Origin of the sequence: Pseudalkalibacillus hwajinpoensis, assembly GCF_039851965.1 — a bacterium.
Lineage (GTDB): Bacteria > Bacillota > Bacilli > Bacillales > Guptibacillaceae > Guptibacillus > Guptibacillus hwajinpoensis_E.
This window is the reverse complement of record NZ_CP156674.1, coordinates 164364-180111: the sequence shown is the minus strand read 5'-3', so window position 1 is coordinate 180111 and position 15748 is coordinate 164364. Positions and strand designations below refer to the sequence as shown.

Annotated in this window: 13 protein-coding genes; all 13 read left to right on the top strand. The window is 41.7% G+C overall.

Annotated elements, in window-relative coordinates:
* Window positions 1-39: 39 nt before the first annotated feature.
* The 13 genes from ABFG93_RS00860 (at window position 40) to ABFG93_RS00800 (ending at window position 15747) form a co-directional block, all read left to right on the top strand.
* Window positions 40-1002, top strand: a complete 963-nt coding sequence (locus tag ABFG93_RS00860; protein ID WP_347550102.1) for an LLM class flavin-dependent oxidoreductase — start codon at window positions 40-42, stop codon at window positions 1000-1002.
* A gap of 151 nt (window positions 1003-1153) precedes the next feature.
* Window positions 1154-3079, top strand: a complete 1926-nt coding sequence (locus ABFG93_RS00855) for an ATP-dependent DNA helicase (protein WP_347550101.1) — start codon at window positions 1154-1156, stop codon at window positions 3077-3079.
* Between the two features lie 76 nt (window positions 3080-3155).
* Window positions 3156-4103 (top strand): phosphotransferase family protein, encoded by a 948-nt coding sequence (locus tag ABFG93_RS00850; RefSeq protein WP_347550100.1) that lies wholly within the window; start codon window positions 3156-3158, stop codon window positions 4101-4103.
* A 29-nt stretch (window positions 4104-4132) separates the two neighbouring features.
* Window positions 4133-4708 (top strand): histidine phosphatase family protein, encoded by a 576-nt coding sequence (locus ABFG93_RS00845; protein ID WP_347550099.1) that lies wholly within the window; start codon window positions 4133-4135, stop codon window positions 4706-4708.
* 108 nt (window positions 4709-4816) lie between these two features.
* Window positions 4817-5776 (top strand): MBL fold metallo-hydrolase, encoded by a 960-nt coding sequence (locus tag ABFG93_RS00840; RefSeq protein ID WP_347550098.1) that lies wholly within the window; start codon window positions 4817-4819, stop codon window positions 5774-5776.
* Between the two features lie 102 nt (window positions 5777-5878).
* Window positions 5879-7192, top strand: a complete 1314-nt coding sequence (locus tag ABFG93_RS00835; protein ID WP_347550097.1) for a TrkH family potassium uptake protein — start codon at window positions 5879-5881, stop codon at window positions 7190-7192.
* Window positions 7193-7206: 14 nt separating this feature from the next.
* On the top strand, window positions 7207-7866 hold the full coding sequence (locus ABFG93_RS00830; RefSeq protein ID WP_347550096.1) for a potassium channel family protein: 660 nt from the start codon (window positions 7207-7209) through the stop codon (window positions 7864-7866).
* Window positions 7867-8102: 236 nt separating this feature from the next.
* Complete coding sequence (gene ppc, locus ABFG93_RS00825) at window positions 8103-10853, top strand: phosphoenolpyruvate carboxylase (RefSeq protein WP_347550095.1); 2751 nt, start codon at window positions 8103-8105, stop codon at window positions 10851-10853.
* 133 nt (window positions 10854-10986) lie between these two features.
* Entirely contained in the window at window positions 10987-11811 is an 825-nt protein-coding gene (locus ABFG93_RS00820; RefSeq protein WP_347550094.1) for a CAP domain-containing protein, read from the top strand.
* A gap of 174 nt (window positions 11812-11985) precedes the next feature.
* Window positions 11986-13161, top strand: coding sequence for an acyl-CoA dehydrogenase family protein (locus ABFG93_RS00815; RefSeq protein WP_347552716.1), 1176 nt, complete (start codon window positions 11986-11988; stop codon window positions 13159-13161).
* A 15-nt stretch (window positions 13162-13176) separates the two neighbouring features.
* Window positions 13177-13626 carry a MaoC family dehydratase N-terminal domain-containing protein gene (locus ABFG93_RS00810; protein WP_347550093.1) on the top strand — a complete coding sequence of 150 codons (450 nt, stop codon included), beginning with the start codon at window positions 13177-13179 and terminating at the stop codon, window positions 13624-13626.
* Window positions 13623-14024: a MaoC/PaaZ C-terminal domain-containing protein gene (locus ABFG93_RS00805; protein ID WP_347550092.1), complete on the top strand. Its 402-nt coding sequence runs from the start codon at window positions 13623-13625 to the stop codon at window positions 14022-14024. The genes ABFG93_RS00810 and ABFG93_RS00805 overlap by 4 nt, the downstream gene beginning before the upstream one ends.
* A 154-nt stretch (window positions 14025-14178) precedes the next feature.
* Window positions 14179-15747, top strand: coding sequence for a flotillin family protein (locus tag ABFG93_RS00800; protein WP_347550091.1), 1569 nt, complete (start codon window positions 14179-14181; stop codon window positions 15745-15747).
* Window position 15748: the final 1 nt, after the last annotated feature.

The window sequence follows — 15748 nt, the reverse complement described above, 5'->3', positions numbered from 1 at the left end:
CTATATGATAGGAAGAGATTGTTTTAAAAGAGGTGCACGATGAAGCTAAGTATTCTCGATCAATCACCACTATTTCTAAATCATTCAGCAGCAGATGCCCTCGAAGCATCAAAAGAGCTTGCGATGCTAGCTGATCAGCTTGGCTATACACGGTACTGGGTAACAGAACATCATAATCTTACTAATCTGGCATGTCCCGCTCCTGAAGTTCTATTAGGGTTTATAGGCACCCACACCAAACGAATCCGCCTTGGTGCAGGAGCTATTTTGCTGCCACATTATCAACCCTATAAAGTAGCTGAAGTCTTCCATACACTCGCCACGCTCTTTCCAGGCCGTATTGACCTTGGCCTGGGGAGAGCACCTGGAGGGTCCGCCGTAGCGACAACAGCCCTTTCGCCACGTTTTCTTGAAGAGGTATGGAACATGCCAGAGAAAGTAGACGAACTGCTTGGCTTTCTATCAAATAGTTTTCCTACTGATCATCTATACCGAAACCTTCGTGCTGCACCGATCCCTGATACGGCACCTGAACCCTGGTTGCTCGGTACAAGTCTCAAAAGCGCAAGACTAGCTGCTGAGAAAGGCCTGTCATACGCTTTTGGTTACTTTATGAGTGATAAAGATGATCATGAGATCTTCGAAACATATAGAAAAGCCTATACGGGTAAGAATTCCAGAACCATTCTTGCAGTATCGGTTACTTGCAGTGAAACAGAAGTACTCGCAAATGAACTCGCCCACTGGTCACAAGTTGCAAGTGATTATCATGGAAAAGGAGCGAAAACACTTCTAACAATAGAAGAAGCAAGAAAAGTTTCTATAGAAGACAAGCAGCCCTCTAAATTGATTTCCGGTACGAAAGAAGAAGTTAAAGAGAAGCTCAAGCAGCTACAGGCTGACTATCACCCTGACGAACTTATGGTAACGACCATCACACCCAATCGCGAGGATCGCTTGACATCATTTCGACTGCTTGGTGAAGCTTTTCTTCAAGACTAGATCTTTTTTCACTATTATCCCGAAATCTGTTATGATAGAAGCTGGTTTCTTGTATTTTAGATTTAGTATATCTGCTTTAATATTAAGATTGAGCTGAGCAGAAGTTTTAGAAAAATAAACGGACGGATCAAGCTAGAAGAGGAGACCGTACATGACCCAATCATTACCATTCACGATCACAAAGGAAGACTCATTTTTTGAAAAACTCGGAGACTATGTAGGAGATGTTTTCTATGACATCCTTCCAGAACACGGCTATGAGCTCCGAGATGAACAAATCTTTATGGCCTTTCAAATAGAACAGGCTTTTAAAAATAAAAGTGTCGTTTTCGCAGAGGCAGGCGTTGGAACAGGGAAGACGTTTGTTTATTTGCTGTATGCGATTTGCTATGCGCGCTATACGCGCAAGCCTGCGATTATTTCTTGTGCTGATGAAACACTCATCGAGCAGCTCGTTAAAGAGGGCGGCGACATTGAGAAACTTGAAAAAGCGCTCGGCTTAACTGTTGATGTAAGACTTGCGAAAGCGAGAGAGCAATATGTTTGTGTTAAAAAGCTTGACCATCTTGCTCACCGTACGGATGATGAAGATATTTTAAGCGTTCATGATGAAATCCCTGAATTTGTTTATGAGCCAGCTGCGTCGATGAAATCTTTCAAGCGCTATGGTGATCGCAAAGAATATCCTTGGGTTCCAAACGATAAATGGGAAAACATCGCCTGGGATCCGTTGCAACAGTGTTCAACATGTGACTGGCGCCATCGCTGTGGCCAGACGTTAAACCGAGAGTATTACCGTCATGCGAGCGATTTGATCATTTGTTCACACGATTTTTATATGGAGCATATTTGGACGAAGGAGTCTCGAAAAAGAGAAGGACAACTTCCATTATTACCAGAAGCGAGTACCGTGGTTTTCGATGAAGGACATCTGCTTGAGTTTTCGGCTCAAAAAGGGCTAACGTATCGTTTTCACTCCGAAACGCTTTCAAGTATCCTGACTGGCTACATGGACCAGGATGTTCGGGAAGAGTCGCTCACGCTAGTAGAAGACATCCTTGAGCTCCACGATAACTGGTTTGCACACCTGAGCCAGACGTCAAAAGCCGTTGAAGGGTCAGTTCGAAAAGATGTCCCACGAACTGAAACAATGATTTCGACAGCCAAAACGATTGCTGAAAAAGTAGATGCGCTATTGGAACAGCTTGTCTTCGATTCAGAGCTCTACGTCATGGAAGACTACCATGTCAAAATCATGGAAGAGTACCTTGAGTTCTTTGCGTACGGATTAAGAACCCTCCTACAAGATGGAGAAGGGATCCACTGGCTTGAGGAAACTGAAACCCAGACATCACTCGTCATTATGCCAAGACTTGTAGAAGATATTTTACGAAAAGAAGTTTTCTCACAGAAAATTCCTTTCGTCTTCTCATCTGCTACATTATCACAGGCTGGTGATTTCTCTTATACAGCAAGCAACCTCGGGATTCAAAAATATGCTTCATTCTCTGTAAATTCGCCTTTCGATTATGAAGCTCAGATGAAAATGAACGCAACGGTCGCCAATAGCGAAATCGAGAAATGGAAAGCCATGGGAGATACACTTCACGGAAACAACGGCCATTCTCTTCTTCTATTTTCATCTCTTGAAGAAATGAACCGTTTCCGTCAGTGGGCAAGTGATCAAAGCTGGCCGTTTAATATGATTTATGAAGGTGATCGAGAAATTAGTGAAACGGTAAAAGAATTTCAGCGTGAACATTCTGCCGTCCTTTGTTCTTATCACCTCTGGGAAGGTCTGGATGTTCCAGGTGAGGCTCTTACACAGGTACTGATCTCATCACTTCCATTCCCGCCAAACGATCCTGTATTCCAGGCAAAACGAAGCCACTCACAAGATCCTGTTACAGATGTGGATCTTCCATACATGTTGCTTAGACTTCGCCAGGGAATTGGCCGCTTAATCAGAAGCAGTGCTGATTACGGTTCCGTACGTATCTGGATGACAGAAGATCAAGTCAAAACGTACGAAAAACAGGTACAGGAAGTCTTGCCGTTACCAATGAATTGGATGTAATGCTACGCGCTCTTTCTCACAATGAGAAAGAGCTTTTTCATTGTAAAGTTGATATGATAGTAAAGGGAGGGATTGAATGAAAACTAACTGGGAACGTCACAACCCGATCATCGAGCTACCACTCGAAGCCGTGAGGTCGATTGTAAGAAGTCATGATCGTGAAAGCATCGTCCAACAGGTCAATCTTCTCTCAGGAGGATTAAGTCACACGAACTACAGAGTAGATCGTGTCAATCAAGAGCCAGTTATCGTTCGAGTTACAAAAAATCGCGATAGCTTACTAAGAGAGAGAAACCTTCATACACGATTACCAGCTCCTGTCCGCGCTCCCCATTTCATGCATCTTACTCAGTGGAACGGCTACGGAATTGGAATTGTAGAATGGAAAAATGGCAACCTGCTTCGTGACCAATTCAGTCAATCCTCTGCAATAGAGATGGAACGAATGGGGCAATCGATCGGAGAGCAACTTGCTGCCATACGCGAGGTTCCTTTTAATACATATGGATTTTTAGATACCGATTTAGCGGTACAACAGGAATTTCGCCTGACACCTGAGACCTTTAAAACAACAATTGACTCATTTTTCAGCGGCTATTCATCAAAGTGGTTACCAGTTTACCTGATTGAGGAAATTTTATCCTATGTTAGCACGAATGCCTATTTATTTGAAGAAGATGATAGTGGAGCGCGGCTCGTACACGGAGACTTTAATGGACTAAATCTGTTAATGGAAGGAACAGATGTTAGCGCCGTATTAGACTGGGAGTTCGCGTTGTCAGGAAGCATTTATTTTGATATTGGCAATATGTTGCGCTATGAATTTTTGCACATGCGATCATTTGAACAGGGGATACAATATGGTCTGAATCGAAATGGCGTCATATTAACGAATAATTGGAAGACGTTAGCGAAACTCGCCGACTTAGTTGCACTTTGCAGCTTACTAAATCGTCCGGTTTGTGGAGAGAATCGCGTGAAAGATATCACAAATTTAATAAAAGGAACGATTTATACTGGATAATTAATGTAAGAAATGAGAGGGGAATCACTATGAGAATTGGCTTTATTCGTCATGGGAGTACATCCTGGAACAAAGAAAAGAGAGCGCAGGGAAGCTCAGATATTCACCTCGATGACGAAGGTCGTCTTCACGCAACAAAGCTTGCTGAACGGTTGAATGAAGAGAAATGGGATGTCATCTTTTCAAGCGGATTAGCGAGAGCCTACCAAACAGCTACTATCATTGCAGATTCTCTGGACCTTGAGGTCATTATTGACAACAGATTGCGCGAAGCAGGAGGCGGGCAGATAGAAGGCACGACTGAGGTGGAACGGATTAATAAATGGGGACCAAACTGGCGTGAACTTGATCTCGGCATAGAAAAAGCTGACCTTGTGGTCGCAAGAGCGCAAGAAGCCATTGAAGAATTTCATCAAAGCTACGAGGATAAAAACATACTTATTGTAAGTCACGGCTCATTTTTACACCATTTTTTCAAAAGTGCACTACCTGAGCTTGATCACGAAAAACACCTCGTGAATACGTCTCTTACAATCTTAAACAAACAGCAAGACGAATGGACACATGAAATATACAACTCTACCAGTCATCTAAACCGTTCATGATTACATATCGTGCTGATCTGATTGTTCATACAAAAAGGAATTTCCCTCCAATATAGAGAAGTGTTTCTTTAAGAAAGCGCAAACACGAACACAGGAGGGAATAAGACAATGCAGGAACCACTTAAAATAGGGAAAGATTTATCACTGATTGATCTTTATGACTTATCTTTAGAGAAGCGTACCGGAAGTTATGTGTTGCATGAAGAAGAACTAACAATTATTGAAACAAGCGCCAGTCCTTCTATTCCTCATTTAATCAAGGGGCTAGAAGCGCTTAAGATTGATTTAAATCGCGTTAAATACATCATTGTCACGCATATACACCTGGATCATGCCGGGGGTGCGGGTCTTTTTCTGAAAGAATGTCCGAATGCACACGTGATCGTGCATCCTAAAGGGTTGCGCCATCTGGAAAATCCGGCGAAATTGATCCAGGGTGCAAAAGCGGTGTACGTAAGTAAATTTGAAACTCTCTTTGATCCGATTCTTCCGATTCCGAATGATCGCTTGATGGTCATGGAGGATAACGATACATTAACAATTGGACCTGAACGCACCTTAACATTCATTGATACGCCTGGACACGCGAAGCACCACTTTTCAATACACGATTCCAAAACGAATGGCGTCTTTGTAGGAGATACCGTTGGTGTCTACTATCCTCATCTGGATTTTGATCTATATCTCCCATCGACATCTCCAAACCAATTTGATCCAGATGCCATGCTTGAGTCTGCTAACAAAATAATGTCCTTTCATCCAGAGTCGATATATTTTGGCCATTACGGCAAGTCCGACCAGCCATCAGACGTGATGAATCAACTGAAGTACTGGTTATCTCTATTTGTTGAAACAACGAAGGCGTACGTCGAGAAAATAAATGAACGTTCAGACGAAGAGAATAGTGTTCTCCTAGCAGAAAAGCTCCTTTTGCTCGTACGAAACGAATTGGACAAAAAGGGAGTACCACACAATCACGCCATATATGAATACATATTCCTCGACTTACAGGTCTGTGCACTTGGCCTTCTTGATTTTAACAGGAAAGTAGCAGGTAAAACCTCTTAAGAAGACTCTTAAGAGGTTTTCTTATGGAGGTGAAGCAAAACCATTTTTTTCATGATATAGTGAAATAACGGTTATACAGAACAATTCAAGTGGAGAGATGCTATGCTTAAAAATAAATCAACCATTCAATCCTTTCGATACATCTTTATCATGTATATGAGCACAATTCTTTTATTTGCCGCTCTTTACTTGCTTCCTTTCGCGCACACCGGTTCGCTACCAATTGTGGATGCCATTTTTGTTTCAACGAGCGCACTCAGTGTAACCGGACTATCCTCTATTGATGTCTCTTCTGATCTTACACGAATTGGTCAGGCGCTATTGATTATTGAGATGCAGCTTGGCGGAATTGGAATCCTCGTTCTCGTTAGTTATTTGTTCATGATGATGGGTAAAAAATTAACAATGTCGAATATGGTCCTCATTTCTAAGGATCAAAATCAAACACAGTTAAAAACGATCCGTTCGTTAAGTATTTCAGTACTAATGATCGCATTAACCGTTGAGACGATAGGATTCAGCTTAATGTTTAATGCGATTTCTGGGGAGTATAGCACTATAAAAGAAGCCGTGTTTGTGACTGTTTTTCACAGTGTTGCAAGCTTTACGAATGCAGGATTCGATTTATTTGGTGACAGCCTGATCTCTTTCCAGCACAACTGGTTACTGCTCCTCACATCTGCTACGATGATCTTTCTTGGGAGCCTTGGTTTCCCCACAATCGTAGAGTACATACTTTCATTTCGGAAAAAGAAAAGCTTATTTACAAAGGTGAACATTAGACTTCATAGTATTCTTTTTCTTGTCGGAACGGTTATTTATTTTTTGTTAGAACACAATGGGGTATTTGGTCACTTATCGATTCCAGATAAAATCGTCAATGTCATTTTCCTATCGGCCACTTCTAGAAACGGTGGACTAACGACAGTTGATATTTCCACACTGGATATTACAACTGTACTCATCCTAATGAGTTTGATGTTCATTGGCGGGGCTTCCTCAAGTACCGGAGGCGGTCTCCGTTTAACGACATTTGCCGTTTTACTCGCGAAGATGGTTTCTGTTGCAAGATCAGAGGAGTATACGACGTTATTTAAGAAGACTATATCCCAGGATTCCATTAATAAGTCTTTTTTAATTTTTCTAAGCTTCATATTCATGTTTGGGTTTTCCACCATCGTTCTATCTATTTTTGAAGCACAGGAGATCGAACTGGTCGCTTTTGAGGTGATTTCCGCACTAACGAACACCGGCTTATCCATGGGAATCACAGGAGAACTGGCCGGGATTTCGAAACTGCTGCTATGTATGTTAATGATTATCGGACGCATAGGGGTATTTAGCTTTATATACGTTGTTTTTAAAATCGAAAAATCTAAAACGCGTTACATTAAAGAAGATCTTGCTGTCGGTTAAAGGAGCTGTTAATCATGCGAAAACAATTTTTAGTCATAGGTGCGGGACGATTTGCAAGAGGGATCATCAGAGAACTTTACGAGCAGAAATGTGATGTTGTTGTATGTGATAAGGATGAGGGGCCACTAGAAGACATCGATGACTATACAACACACTCTATTGTTGGTGATCTCAGGGAAAATCGGGTGATGGATGATCTAAAGATAGATCAGTATGATGCCGTCTTTGTGGCCATCGGTACAGATGCTTATTCAGCCATTCTAATTACAAACAAGCTTCGAGACAGAAATGCGAAAAAGATCATTACGAAAGCCGTTAGTCGCGAAATCGGTGAAATTTTGACTAATTTAGGTGCCGACCAGGTGATCTATCCAGAGGAAGAAGCGGGTATGAAGGTTGCGAAACAAATTATGATGCCTAACGTACTTGAGTATATTGAGATTACTAAAAATGTATCTGCCATTGAAATCAGGGTACCTGATGAACTTATTGGGAAAACGTTACTCGAACTCGATTTTTCAAGGAAATATGAACTCAACGTTTCACTTATCGTAAGAAATGAATCCCCAATTCTTAGTCGATATGCTGAAGTCGCCTTTCAACAGGGAGACGTTATTTTGATGGTGGGGGAAAATAAGAAAATCGAGCATTTTAAACATAAGTTTTCAATTTAATTACCATGTAAAAATCCGCATTTTAGATACGGATTTTTACATAGAAATACAAAAAAATAAATTTTATTTGAATGCGCTTCCATCCTTATCTCACTGGTCAATAACGTATTTTGTCGAAGGGTGGCACTAGGTCAAAAAAGATGACAAGAATAAAATTTCCTGGTTATAATAAGTTTATTGAAATATTTTTAATATTTGGTTTAAGTCTTCAAAAGAAAAAGAAAGGTTGATCGTATATGACAATTGATACGGCACGTTCTACCCAACAAAGTCACCACGTTGCCCTAAGACGTGACATTAACATGCTCGGAAGTCTACTCGGTGACGTTTTAGTGCAGCATGGCGGCAAAGAGCTTCTTGATATGGTTGAAGCGATTCGTGAAAAAACGAAGTCACTGAGACAGGAAGCAAAACCAGAAACATCCAACGAGCTTAAACAAACGATACAGGAGCTGCAATCGCCAATGCGTGAACAGGTGATTCGAGCATTTGCCCTTTATTTCCATCTCGTTAATATTGCAGAGCAAAACCATCGCATTAGAAGACGCCGGGACTATCAGATGCTTGAAGAAGACCAATCCCAGCCAGGATCTATTCCATATGCGATTTCGCTTCTTAAGAAAAACAATGTACCAGGTGAATTGATTGAAGATACACTTTCTTCGCTATCACTGGAGCTGATTTTAACAGCACATCCTACTGAGGCCACAAGGCGCTCGGTGCTTGAAATTCATAAACGGATCGCATCTTCGCTACAGCAATTAGATAATCCAATGCTAACGAAACGAGAACAAAAAGCGCTTAAAGAGGACCTATTAAATGAAATTACAACCCTCTGGCAAACGGACGAGCTTCGCCACAAGAAACCAACTGTGATGGATGAAGTAAACATGGGACTATTTTACTTTGAAGAAACGCTTTTTGAAGTACTTCCAGAAATTCATCAAGAACTTGAAGAATGCCTTGATGAGCATTACCCAAATGCAACATGGCATGTGCCGAACATCTTGAAATTTGGTTCATGGATCGGTGGAGATCGCGATGGAAATCCATTTGTCACGCCAGACGTAACATGGCAGACTCTTCAAAGACAGCGTGACGTTGTCCTTTCTAAATACAAGGACTCCGTAAAAGAATTAATGAGAAAATTAAGCCAATCCACTAACCGAATTCCAATCTGCGGGGAGTTAATTGCTTCGATTGAAACAGATCAAGCACTACTTCCTGAAGTGAAAGAGTGGGGCGTTCCACATGAATCTTATCGGGTTAAACTTGCATACGTCCTTGAGAAGCTTAACCGTGTTAATTCTGATAACGGATACAACGACGTCGAGAGTTTTATCGACGATTTAAAATTAATTGGAAACAGTCTTCGTCAGCACTATCCTGAAGGTTACCACTTTTCGGATCTAAATAAGCTGATTCGCCAGGCTTCCTTATTTGGTTTCCACCTTGCTACACTTGATATTAGAAATCACAGCGGTGAACATGAAGAAGCGATCACAGAGATCTTTGAAAGAGTTAACGTCGCTTCAAATTATTCTTCTCTTTCTGAGGATGAAAAGCTGAAGGTGCTTGTAAATGTTCTTGAAGATCCGAGACCTGTTCTTTCTACGTACGAAGATTACACAGAGAAAACACAAAAAATCCTTGATATTTTCTCCATGATAAAGAAAGCACATAACGAATTTGGCAAGGATTCCATCTCCGTATACTTAATAAGTATGACGCAGTCTGCAAGTGATCTTCTTGAAGTCCTTGTCCTCGCAAAAGAGGCGAATATTTACCGTCAACATTCAGATGGCATTGTTGAAAGTGATCTGAATATAGCACCATTGCTCGAGACTATCGATGATTTAAAAGCCGGACCTTCCATTATGCAAAAGCTTTTTGACCTTCCCGTTTACAAGAAGCATTTACAGGAGCTCGGTAATCGACAGGAAATTATGCTCGGTTATTCTGACGGAAGTAAAGACGGCGGAACACTCACTGCAAACTGGAAGCTTTACCAGGCACAACAGGAAATCAGTCGCATTGCTTCTGAGCGAAAGTTACGATTGAAGTTTTTCCATGGACGAGGTGGCGCATTAGGCCGCGGAGGTGGCCCGCTTCGCAGGAGCCTGTTGTCCCAGCCGCCTGAGACGTATACAGCTGGCGTTAAAATTACAGAACAGGGTGAGGTTTTATCTTCACGCTACCTTCTATTTGACATTGCCTATAGAAGTCTTGAACAGGCAACGACGACATTGCTAACATCAGCTGTTTCTGGTATTGAAAAAGATCCAAGGCAGATGAAGTGGCAGGAAGCCATGGAATCCATTTCTGAGGTATCTCTAAAAACGTATCAATCACTCGTTTTTCAGGATGATGGCTTCTTAGCTTATTTCAAACAGGGTACGCCATTACCAGAGCTAAGCGCTTTAAATATCGGCAGTCGACCAATGAGCCGGAAAGGAACGGATCATTTTGATGACCTCCGTGCGATTCCATGGGTCTTTGCTTGGACGCAAAGTCGTCAGCTGATGCCTGCCTGGTATGCATCAGGAACAGGTCTGAATCAATTTGCAGAAAATGAAAAAGGCTTGAAACTTTTGAAAGAAATGTATCAAGAATGGCCGTTTTTCGCTTCGTTAATTGATAACCTGCAAATGGGATTAATGAAAGCAGACTTAGCAACAGCTGAAAAATACATGGATTTAATTGACGATCAGCAATTAGCTAGTCGTATATTTGATAAAATTGTTGGTGAGTACCATCGTACGAAAGATGTGATTCTAACAATCACAGGACAGGAAGAGCTTTTGGATGGAACTCCAAATATTAAGGATTCCATTCGCCTCCGAAACCCTTATGTTGATCCTTTGAGTTCTTTACAGGTCGAACTCATATCAACTTATCGTGAAAATAATAGTGAGGATGATGATCTGCTAAAAGAAATTCTCCTCACGATCAACGGCATTGCTGCAGGTCTTCGAAATACAGGTTGATTATGGAAGATCCCTCATTTAGAGGGATCTTTTTTGGTATATTACGAAGCAATTCTCGGTAATTACCACAAATACTTTGCCCTCCATTAGAAAAACTAAGAGCGTAAGAAATAGAACTAAAGGAGGGCAACGCATGTACAAGAAATTAATGCCGTTATTGCTGCCAGGTTTATTACTACTTGGCGCCTGTAATGCAGACAACAATAACGATGAAGCACTAAATATTAATAAAACCAATTCGCCTACAGAAGGGGTCCAGCGCATAAATAGTGGGCAACTTACCAGTGACCCGAATTCATACAGCACAGATACACCGAGTGCTGAATTTCCACATGGTAAAATCGTTCAAAATGGACAATTTGAATTTAACGAGGGACTTCCAGAGGGAGTCGACCCGAGAGAATATTTACCTGAAGGCTTTCCAGAGCAATATGGAATTGGCGGCAAGGAAGAGCAGCAGCGTCAGCAAAAAATGAGACCTGATCAAGGAACCGGTCAAGCTCAGCCAGAGCAACGTGAACAGGCTGCCCCGGACCAGAATCAAAACAATAAAGCACCCGCTTCAGAACCATCAGGTGAAATAAGCAAAGAAGTGCAACAGGTTATCGATTTAACAAATGCGGAAAGAAAAAAACAGGGACTATCCAACTTAAAAGCAATGCCATCATTAAGTGATGTAGCACAGGAAAAATCACAAGATATGCAGGAGAAAAATTATTTCTCCCACACTAGCCCAACGTATGGCTCACCATTTGATATGATGAGGGACTTTGGAGTTGATTTTACTACAGCTGGTGAAAACATTGCACAGGGTCAGCAAACGCCAGAAGCAGTAGTAGATGCCTGGATGAAGAGCGAAGGGCACCGTAAGAACATCATGAACAAGAACTTCACCCACATCGGTGTAGGACTTGCTCAAGACGGTAATTACTGGACGCAAATGTTTATTGGGAAGTAATAAGATGATGGGGGTGGGGTCAGACACGTGTCTGACCCCACCCCCACACTTAATTTAAAACAATCTCTCCTAATAAGAAGGATGTATGCTGAACGTGTCGAAATAAGATACTAACCGGTCAGTAAGTTTCAAATACAATTTGATTGTAAAATAGGTCTTAGGGAGAGATGAATGATGGATTTACGTTTAACTGATGAACAGATTATGGTGCAGAAAACAATTCGCAAATTCGTAGAGAATGAGTTAATGCCATTAGAAAATGATGTGCTTCGCAACGAGCGTGAAGGAAAACCGGGTATATCTGCCGAAAAAATGACAGAGCTCCAAGAAAAGGCGAAAAAAGCAGGATTCTGGGGAATTAACACGCCAGAAGAATACGGCGGAGCAGATCTCGGTCAAATGATGCTCGCGATTGTGATGATGGAAGTATCGAAAACATTCGTGCCATTCCGTTTCGGTGGGTCCGCAGATAATATTCTTTATTATGGTAACGAACAACAAAAAGAAAAATATTTGATTCCAACAATTAACGGCGAAAAGAAATCCTGTTTTGCGATGACAGAGCCAGGTGCAGGGTCTGATACACGTAACATTAAAATGACGGCTTTGCGCGATGGCGATGAATGGGTTCTGAACGGTGAAAAAACATTTATTACTGGTGGGAACGAGGCTGATTTCGTTATGGTAATCGCCATTACGGATAAGGAAAAACACGCAACCACAGGAAGAGACGGAGTAACCTGTTTTATCGTTGACCGGGATATGGGCTGGAAATCAGAGTACATCCACACAATGGGTGAATGGGGTCCTGCAGGATTAGTGTTTGACGATGTACGCGTGCCACATGAAAATATCCTTGGAGAAGTTAACGGTGGCTACAACCTTGGACTTGAATGGATTGGGTTTGCACGTTGGATCGTAGGCGCAACCGCTGTTGGTGCAGGAGAACGTCTCTTAAAAATGGCCATAGACTATGCCAATGAACGTGAAACGTTCGGAAAGCCAATTGCTGAGCGTCAGGCCATTCAATGGCAAATTGCAGATTCTGCTGTTGAAATTGAAGCGGCAAAATGGCTCGTTTTAAATGCTGCCTACACGCTTGATGAAGGAAAAGACAACCGTCACCTGGCCTCAATGGCAAAGCTCTATGGATCGAATATGGGCAATCGAGTGGTAGACCGCGTACTTCAAATTCATGGCGGTATGGGCTACACAAGAGAACTTCCGATCGAACGCTGGTACCGCGAAGCAAGACTGTGGAGAATTTATGACGGAACTGACGAAATTCAGCGTCTCATTATTGCACGCAATCTCTTAAAAGGCCATGTGAAAGTTGGTCAATACGCTTAAGAACGGAGGTTCTATATGTTTGAAAACCTAATCGGAAAACAGTCAACACCAGTGAAAAACAATGTGGAACGCGGTTCTGTGAGAGCGTTTTCAATATCGATAGGTGATCCCGCACCGATTTACACGGATGAGAGCAGGGGGAAACAGTCTCGTTATGGCACAAATCTTGCACCACCAACCTACCCAAGAGTGTTCGACTATGGAACGATCGAAGGCTTTGACCTTCCAAATGTGGGTTTAATTCATGGGAAACAAACCTTTCATTATCAACGACCTCTTTTTGTAGGCGAAACCGTTATTTGTTCTTCGTCTCTAGAAAATTATTACGAACGAAAAGGGAAAAGTGGATTACTTGGTTTTCTCGTTATTAAACGATTTGGTGAAGGCACTGATGGTAACCTGATATTCACTGAGGAACAGGTAGTGATCATAACGGAAGCGGTTAGAAAGGGAATGACCTCATGATTACAGTGAGTGACTTTACGATCGGTACTCCCCTTGAGGGAACACTTCCTCCCGTATCACGACTTGATTTAATTAAATATGCAGGTGCTTCTGGTGATTTTAATCCCATCCATACTATTGATAAGGAAGCCACGAAAGCCGGTTTACCCGGGATCATTGCTCATGGAATGTGGACAATGGGACATCTTTCTAAATTATTCACCCCATTTTATGAAGAAGTTTTTCTTGAAGACTTTTCAGTTTCATTTAAAGGGATGGTTTTCTTGAATGATGTGATTACAATTCAGGCCTCGCTTATATCAATTCAACACGACCGCTACACATTCGCTGTTCAGGTGATTAATCAAAAATATGAAACGGTTCTTAATGGGGAAGCGGTATTAAAGCGATTTGAATAGTTCTATCCGTAAACGGACCTGCACGGCAGGTTCGTTTTTTACATTTTCCTGGTTAATTTGATAAATTCTGAAACTTCCAATCTTCTCACTCGTATTACTAGAGGAAGAAAATTACATAGTAATATTTCAAAACAAAGAGGATGATGATTTTGATATGATGGAATTTATCGGATTAATTGTATCTGGCATTGTTTTATTTTTCTTATTGGTTGTTGGAGGTATTGGCTTTTTCATTTTCAAAAAACGATACAAGACAGCAAGCTCGAATCAGGCCCTCATTATTACCGGTCCAAAACTCGGCGATGCCGAAAAAGACAACCGCATTTTCGTAGATGATAACGGCAGGAGCATGAAAATCGTCCGAGGCGGCGGTATTCGATTGAAGATGTTCCAAACGAGCACACCAATCGATTTAACTTCTTTTCAATTAGAAATTGCCTCACCAAAAGCCTACACCTCAGAAGGTGTTCCAATTAGAGCAACAAGTGTTGCTGAAATCAGTATTGGTAGTAAGCTTGAAATTGTTGCAAACTATGCTGAGAAATTTCTTGGAAAGCCTCAGAAAGAGAAAGAACGCGAACTAAGAGAAGTACTCGAGGGCCACCTTCGCGCAATTATTTCTTCACTTACGGTCGATGAAATCTACAAAGATTTTAATTCGGTTAACAAAAAAGTAAAGAACATTGCAGAAGAAGACTTAAAAAATCTTGGTTTTGAAATCACTTCCTTTGCATTAAAAGAACTGAAAGATGATGATGAAGAGAACGGCTATCTTGAAGCTCTTGGCCGACCTAGAATCGCTGAAGCAAGAAAAGATGCCGACATTGCTGAGGCGAATGCAAGACGTGAAACACGCATGCATAAGGCGAAAACGGACCAGGAAGCAGAAGAAGACGAAATTAGACGCCAAATTGAAATTGCTCGCTCACAAAAAGACAAGGATGTGAAGGCTGCAGAATACAAAGCTGAAATTGAGCGAGGACGTGCTCGTTCTGAACAGTCTTATAATTTGGAGCAAGCAACGCTGAATCAGAAAGTAAAAGAAGAAGAGATGCAAGTTCAATTCATCGAACGACAACGGCAGGTCGAGTTAGAACAAGAAGAACAGAAGCGCAGAAAAACGCAGGCTGATGCAAATGCATACGATATCCGAGCAAAAGCTGAAGCCGAGGCTGAACGAGATCGCATTGATGGCCAGACAAAAGCTGAAATTAATAAGCAGAAAGGGCTTGCTGAAGCTGAAGTGATTCGTGAACGTGGACGTGCAGAAGCAGAGGCAAAAGAATTAATGGCTAAGGCAATGGAGAAATACGGTGAGGCAGCAATTATTGAAATGATTGTTGAAATGCTACCGAAGTATGCACACGAAATTGCACAGCCGCTCTCGCAAATTTCAGAGATGAAAGTGATCGATATGGGTGGTAGTAACAGTAACGGTTCTGCTAAGATTACGGACAACGTGACGAAAACGATGACAGGTCTTCAAGCAAGCCTTAAAGAATCAACAGGAATGGATTTAAAAGCAATGCTTGAGAGCTTCGTATCGAGGGGGAGCTATACCAACTTCTCCGGTAAAGAAAAAGATTCTGAAACAGAGGAAGAGTCATCCCAACCTGTATCAGAAAACAATCGCTATGAAAGTGAAGTGGCTTCAGCTTATGAAGAAGAGATCGAAGAAACTGAGACCGTAAATGGCGAGACAAATGAGGATGAAAAAGAATAGC

Excerpts from the sequence above, each read along its gene's own strand:
- ABFG93_RS00835 (WP_347550097.1), top strand. The coding sequence starts at position 5,879 with ATGCTTAAAAATAAATCAACCATTCAATCCTTTCGATACATCTTTATC.
- ABFG93_RS00855 (WP_347550101.1), top strand. The coding sequence starts at position 1,154 with ATGACCCAATCATTACCATTCACGATCACAAAGGAAGACTCATTTTTT.
- ppc (WP_347550095.1), top strand. The coding sequence starts at position 8,103 with ATGACAATTGATACGGCACGTTCTACCCAACAAAGTCACCACGTTGCC.
- ABFG93_RS00810 (WP_347550093.1), top strand. The coding sequence starts at position 13,177 with ATGTTTGAAAACCTAATCGGAAAACAGTCAACACCAGTGAAAAACAAT.
- ABFG93_RS00815 (WP_347552716.1), top strand. The coding sequence starts at position 11,986 with ATGGATTTACGTTTAACTGATGAACAGATTATGGTGCAGAAAACAATT.
- ABFG93_RS00800 (WP_347550091.1), top strand. The coding sequence starts at position 14,179 with ATGATGGAATTTATCGGATTAATTGTATCTGGCATTGTTTTATTTTTC.
- ABFG93_RS00845 (WP_347550099.1), top strand. The coding sequence starts at position 4,133 with ATGAGAATTGGCTTTATTCGTCATGGGAGTACATCCTGGAACAAAGAA.
- ABFG93_RS00820 (WP_347550094.1), top strand. The coding sequence starts at position 10,987 with ATGTACAAGAAATTAATGCCGTTATTGCTGCCAGGTTTATTACTACTT.
- ABFG93_RS00850 (WP_347550100.1), top strand. The coding sequence starts at position 3,156 with ATGAAAACTAACTGGGAACGTCACAACCCGATCATCGAGCTACCACTC.
- ABFG93_RS00840 (WP_347550098.1), top strand. The coding sequence starts at position 4,817 with ATGCAGGAACCACTTAAAATAGGGAAAGATTTATCACTGATTGATCTT.
- ABFG93_RS00805 (WP_347550092.1), top strand. The coding sequence starts at position 13,623 with ATGATTACAGTGAGTGACTTTACGATCGGTACTCCCCTTGAGGGAACA.
- ABFG93_RS00830 (WP_347550096.1), top strand. The coding sequence starts at position 7,207 with ATGCGAAAACAATTTTTAGTCATAGGTGCGGGACGATTTGCAAGAGGG.
- ABFG93_RS00860 (WP_347550102.1), top strand. The coding sequence starts at position 40 with ATGAAGCTAAGTATTCTCGATCAATCACCACTATTTCTAAATCATTCA.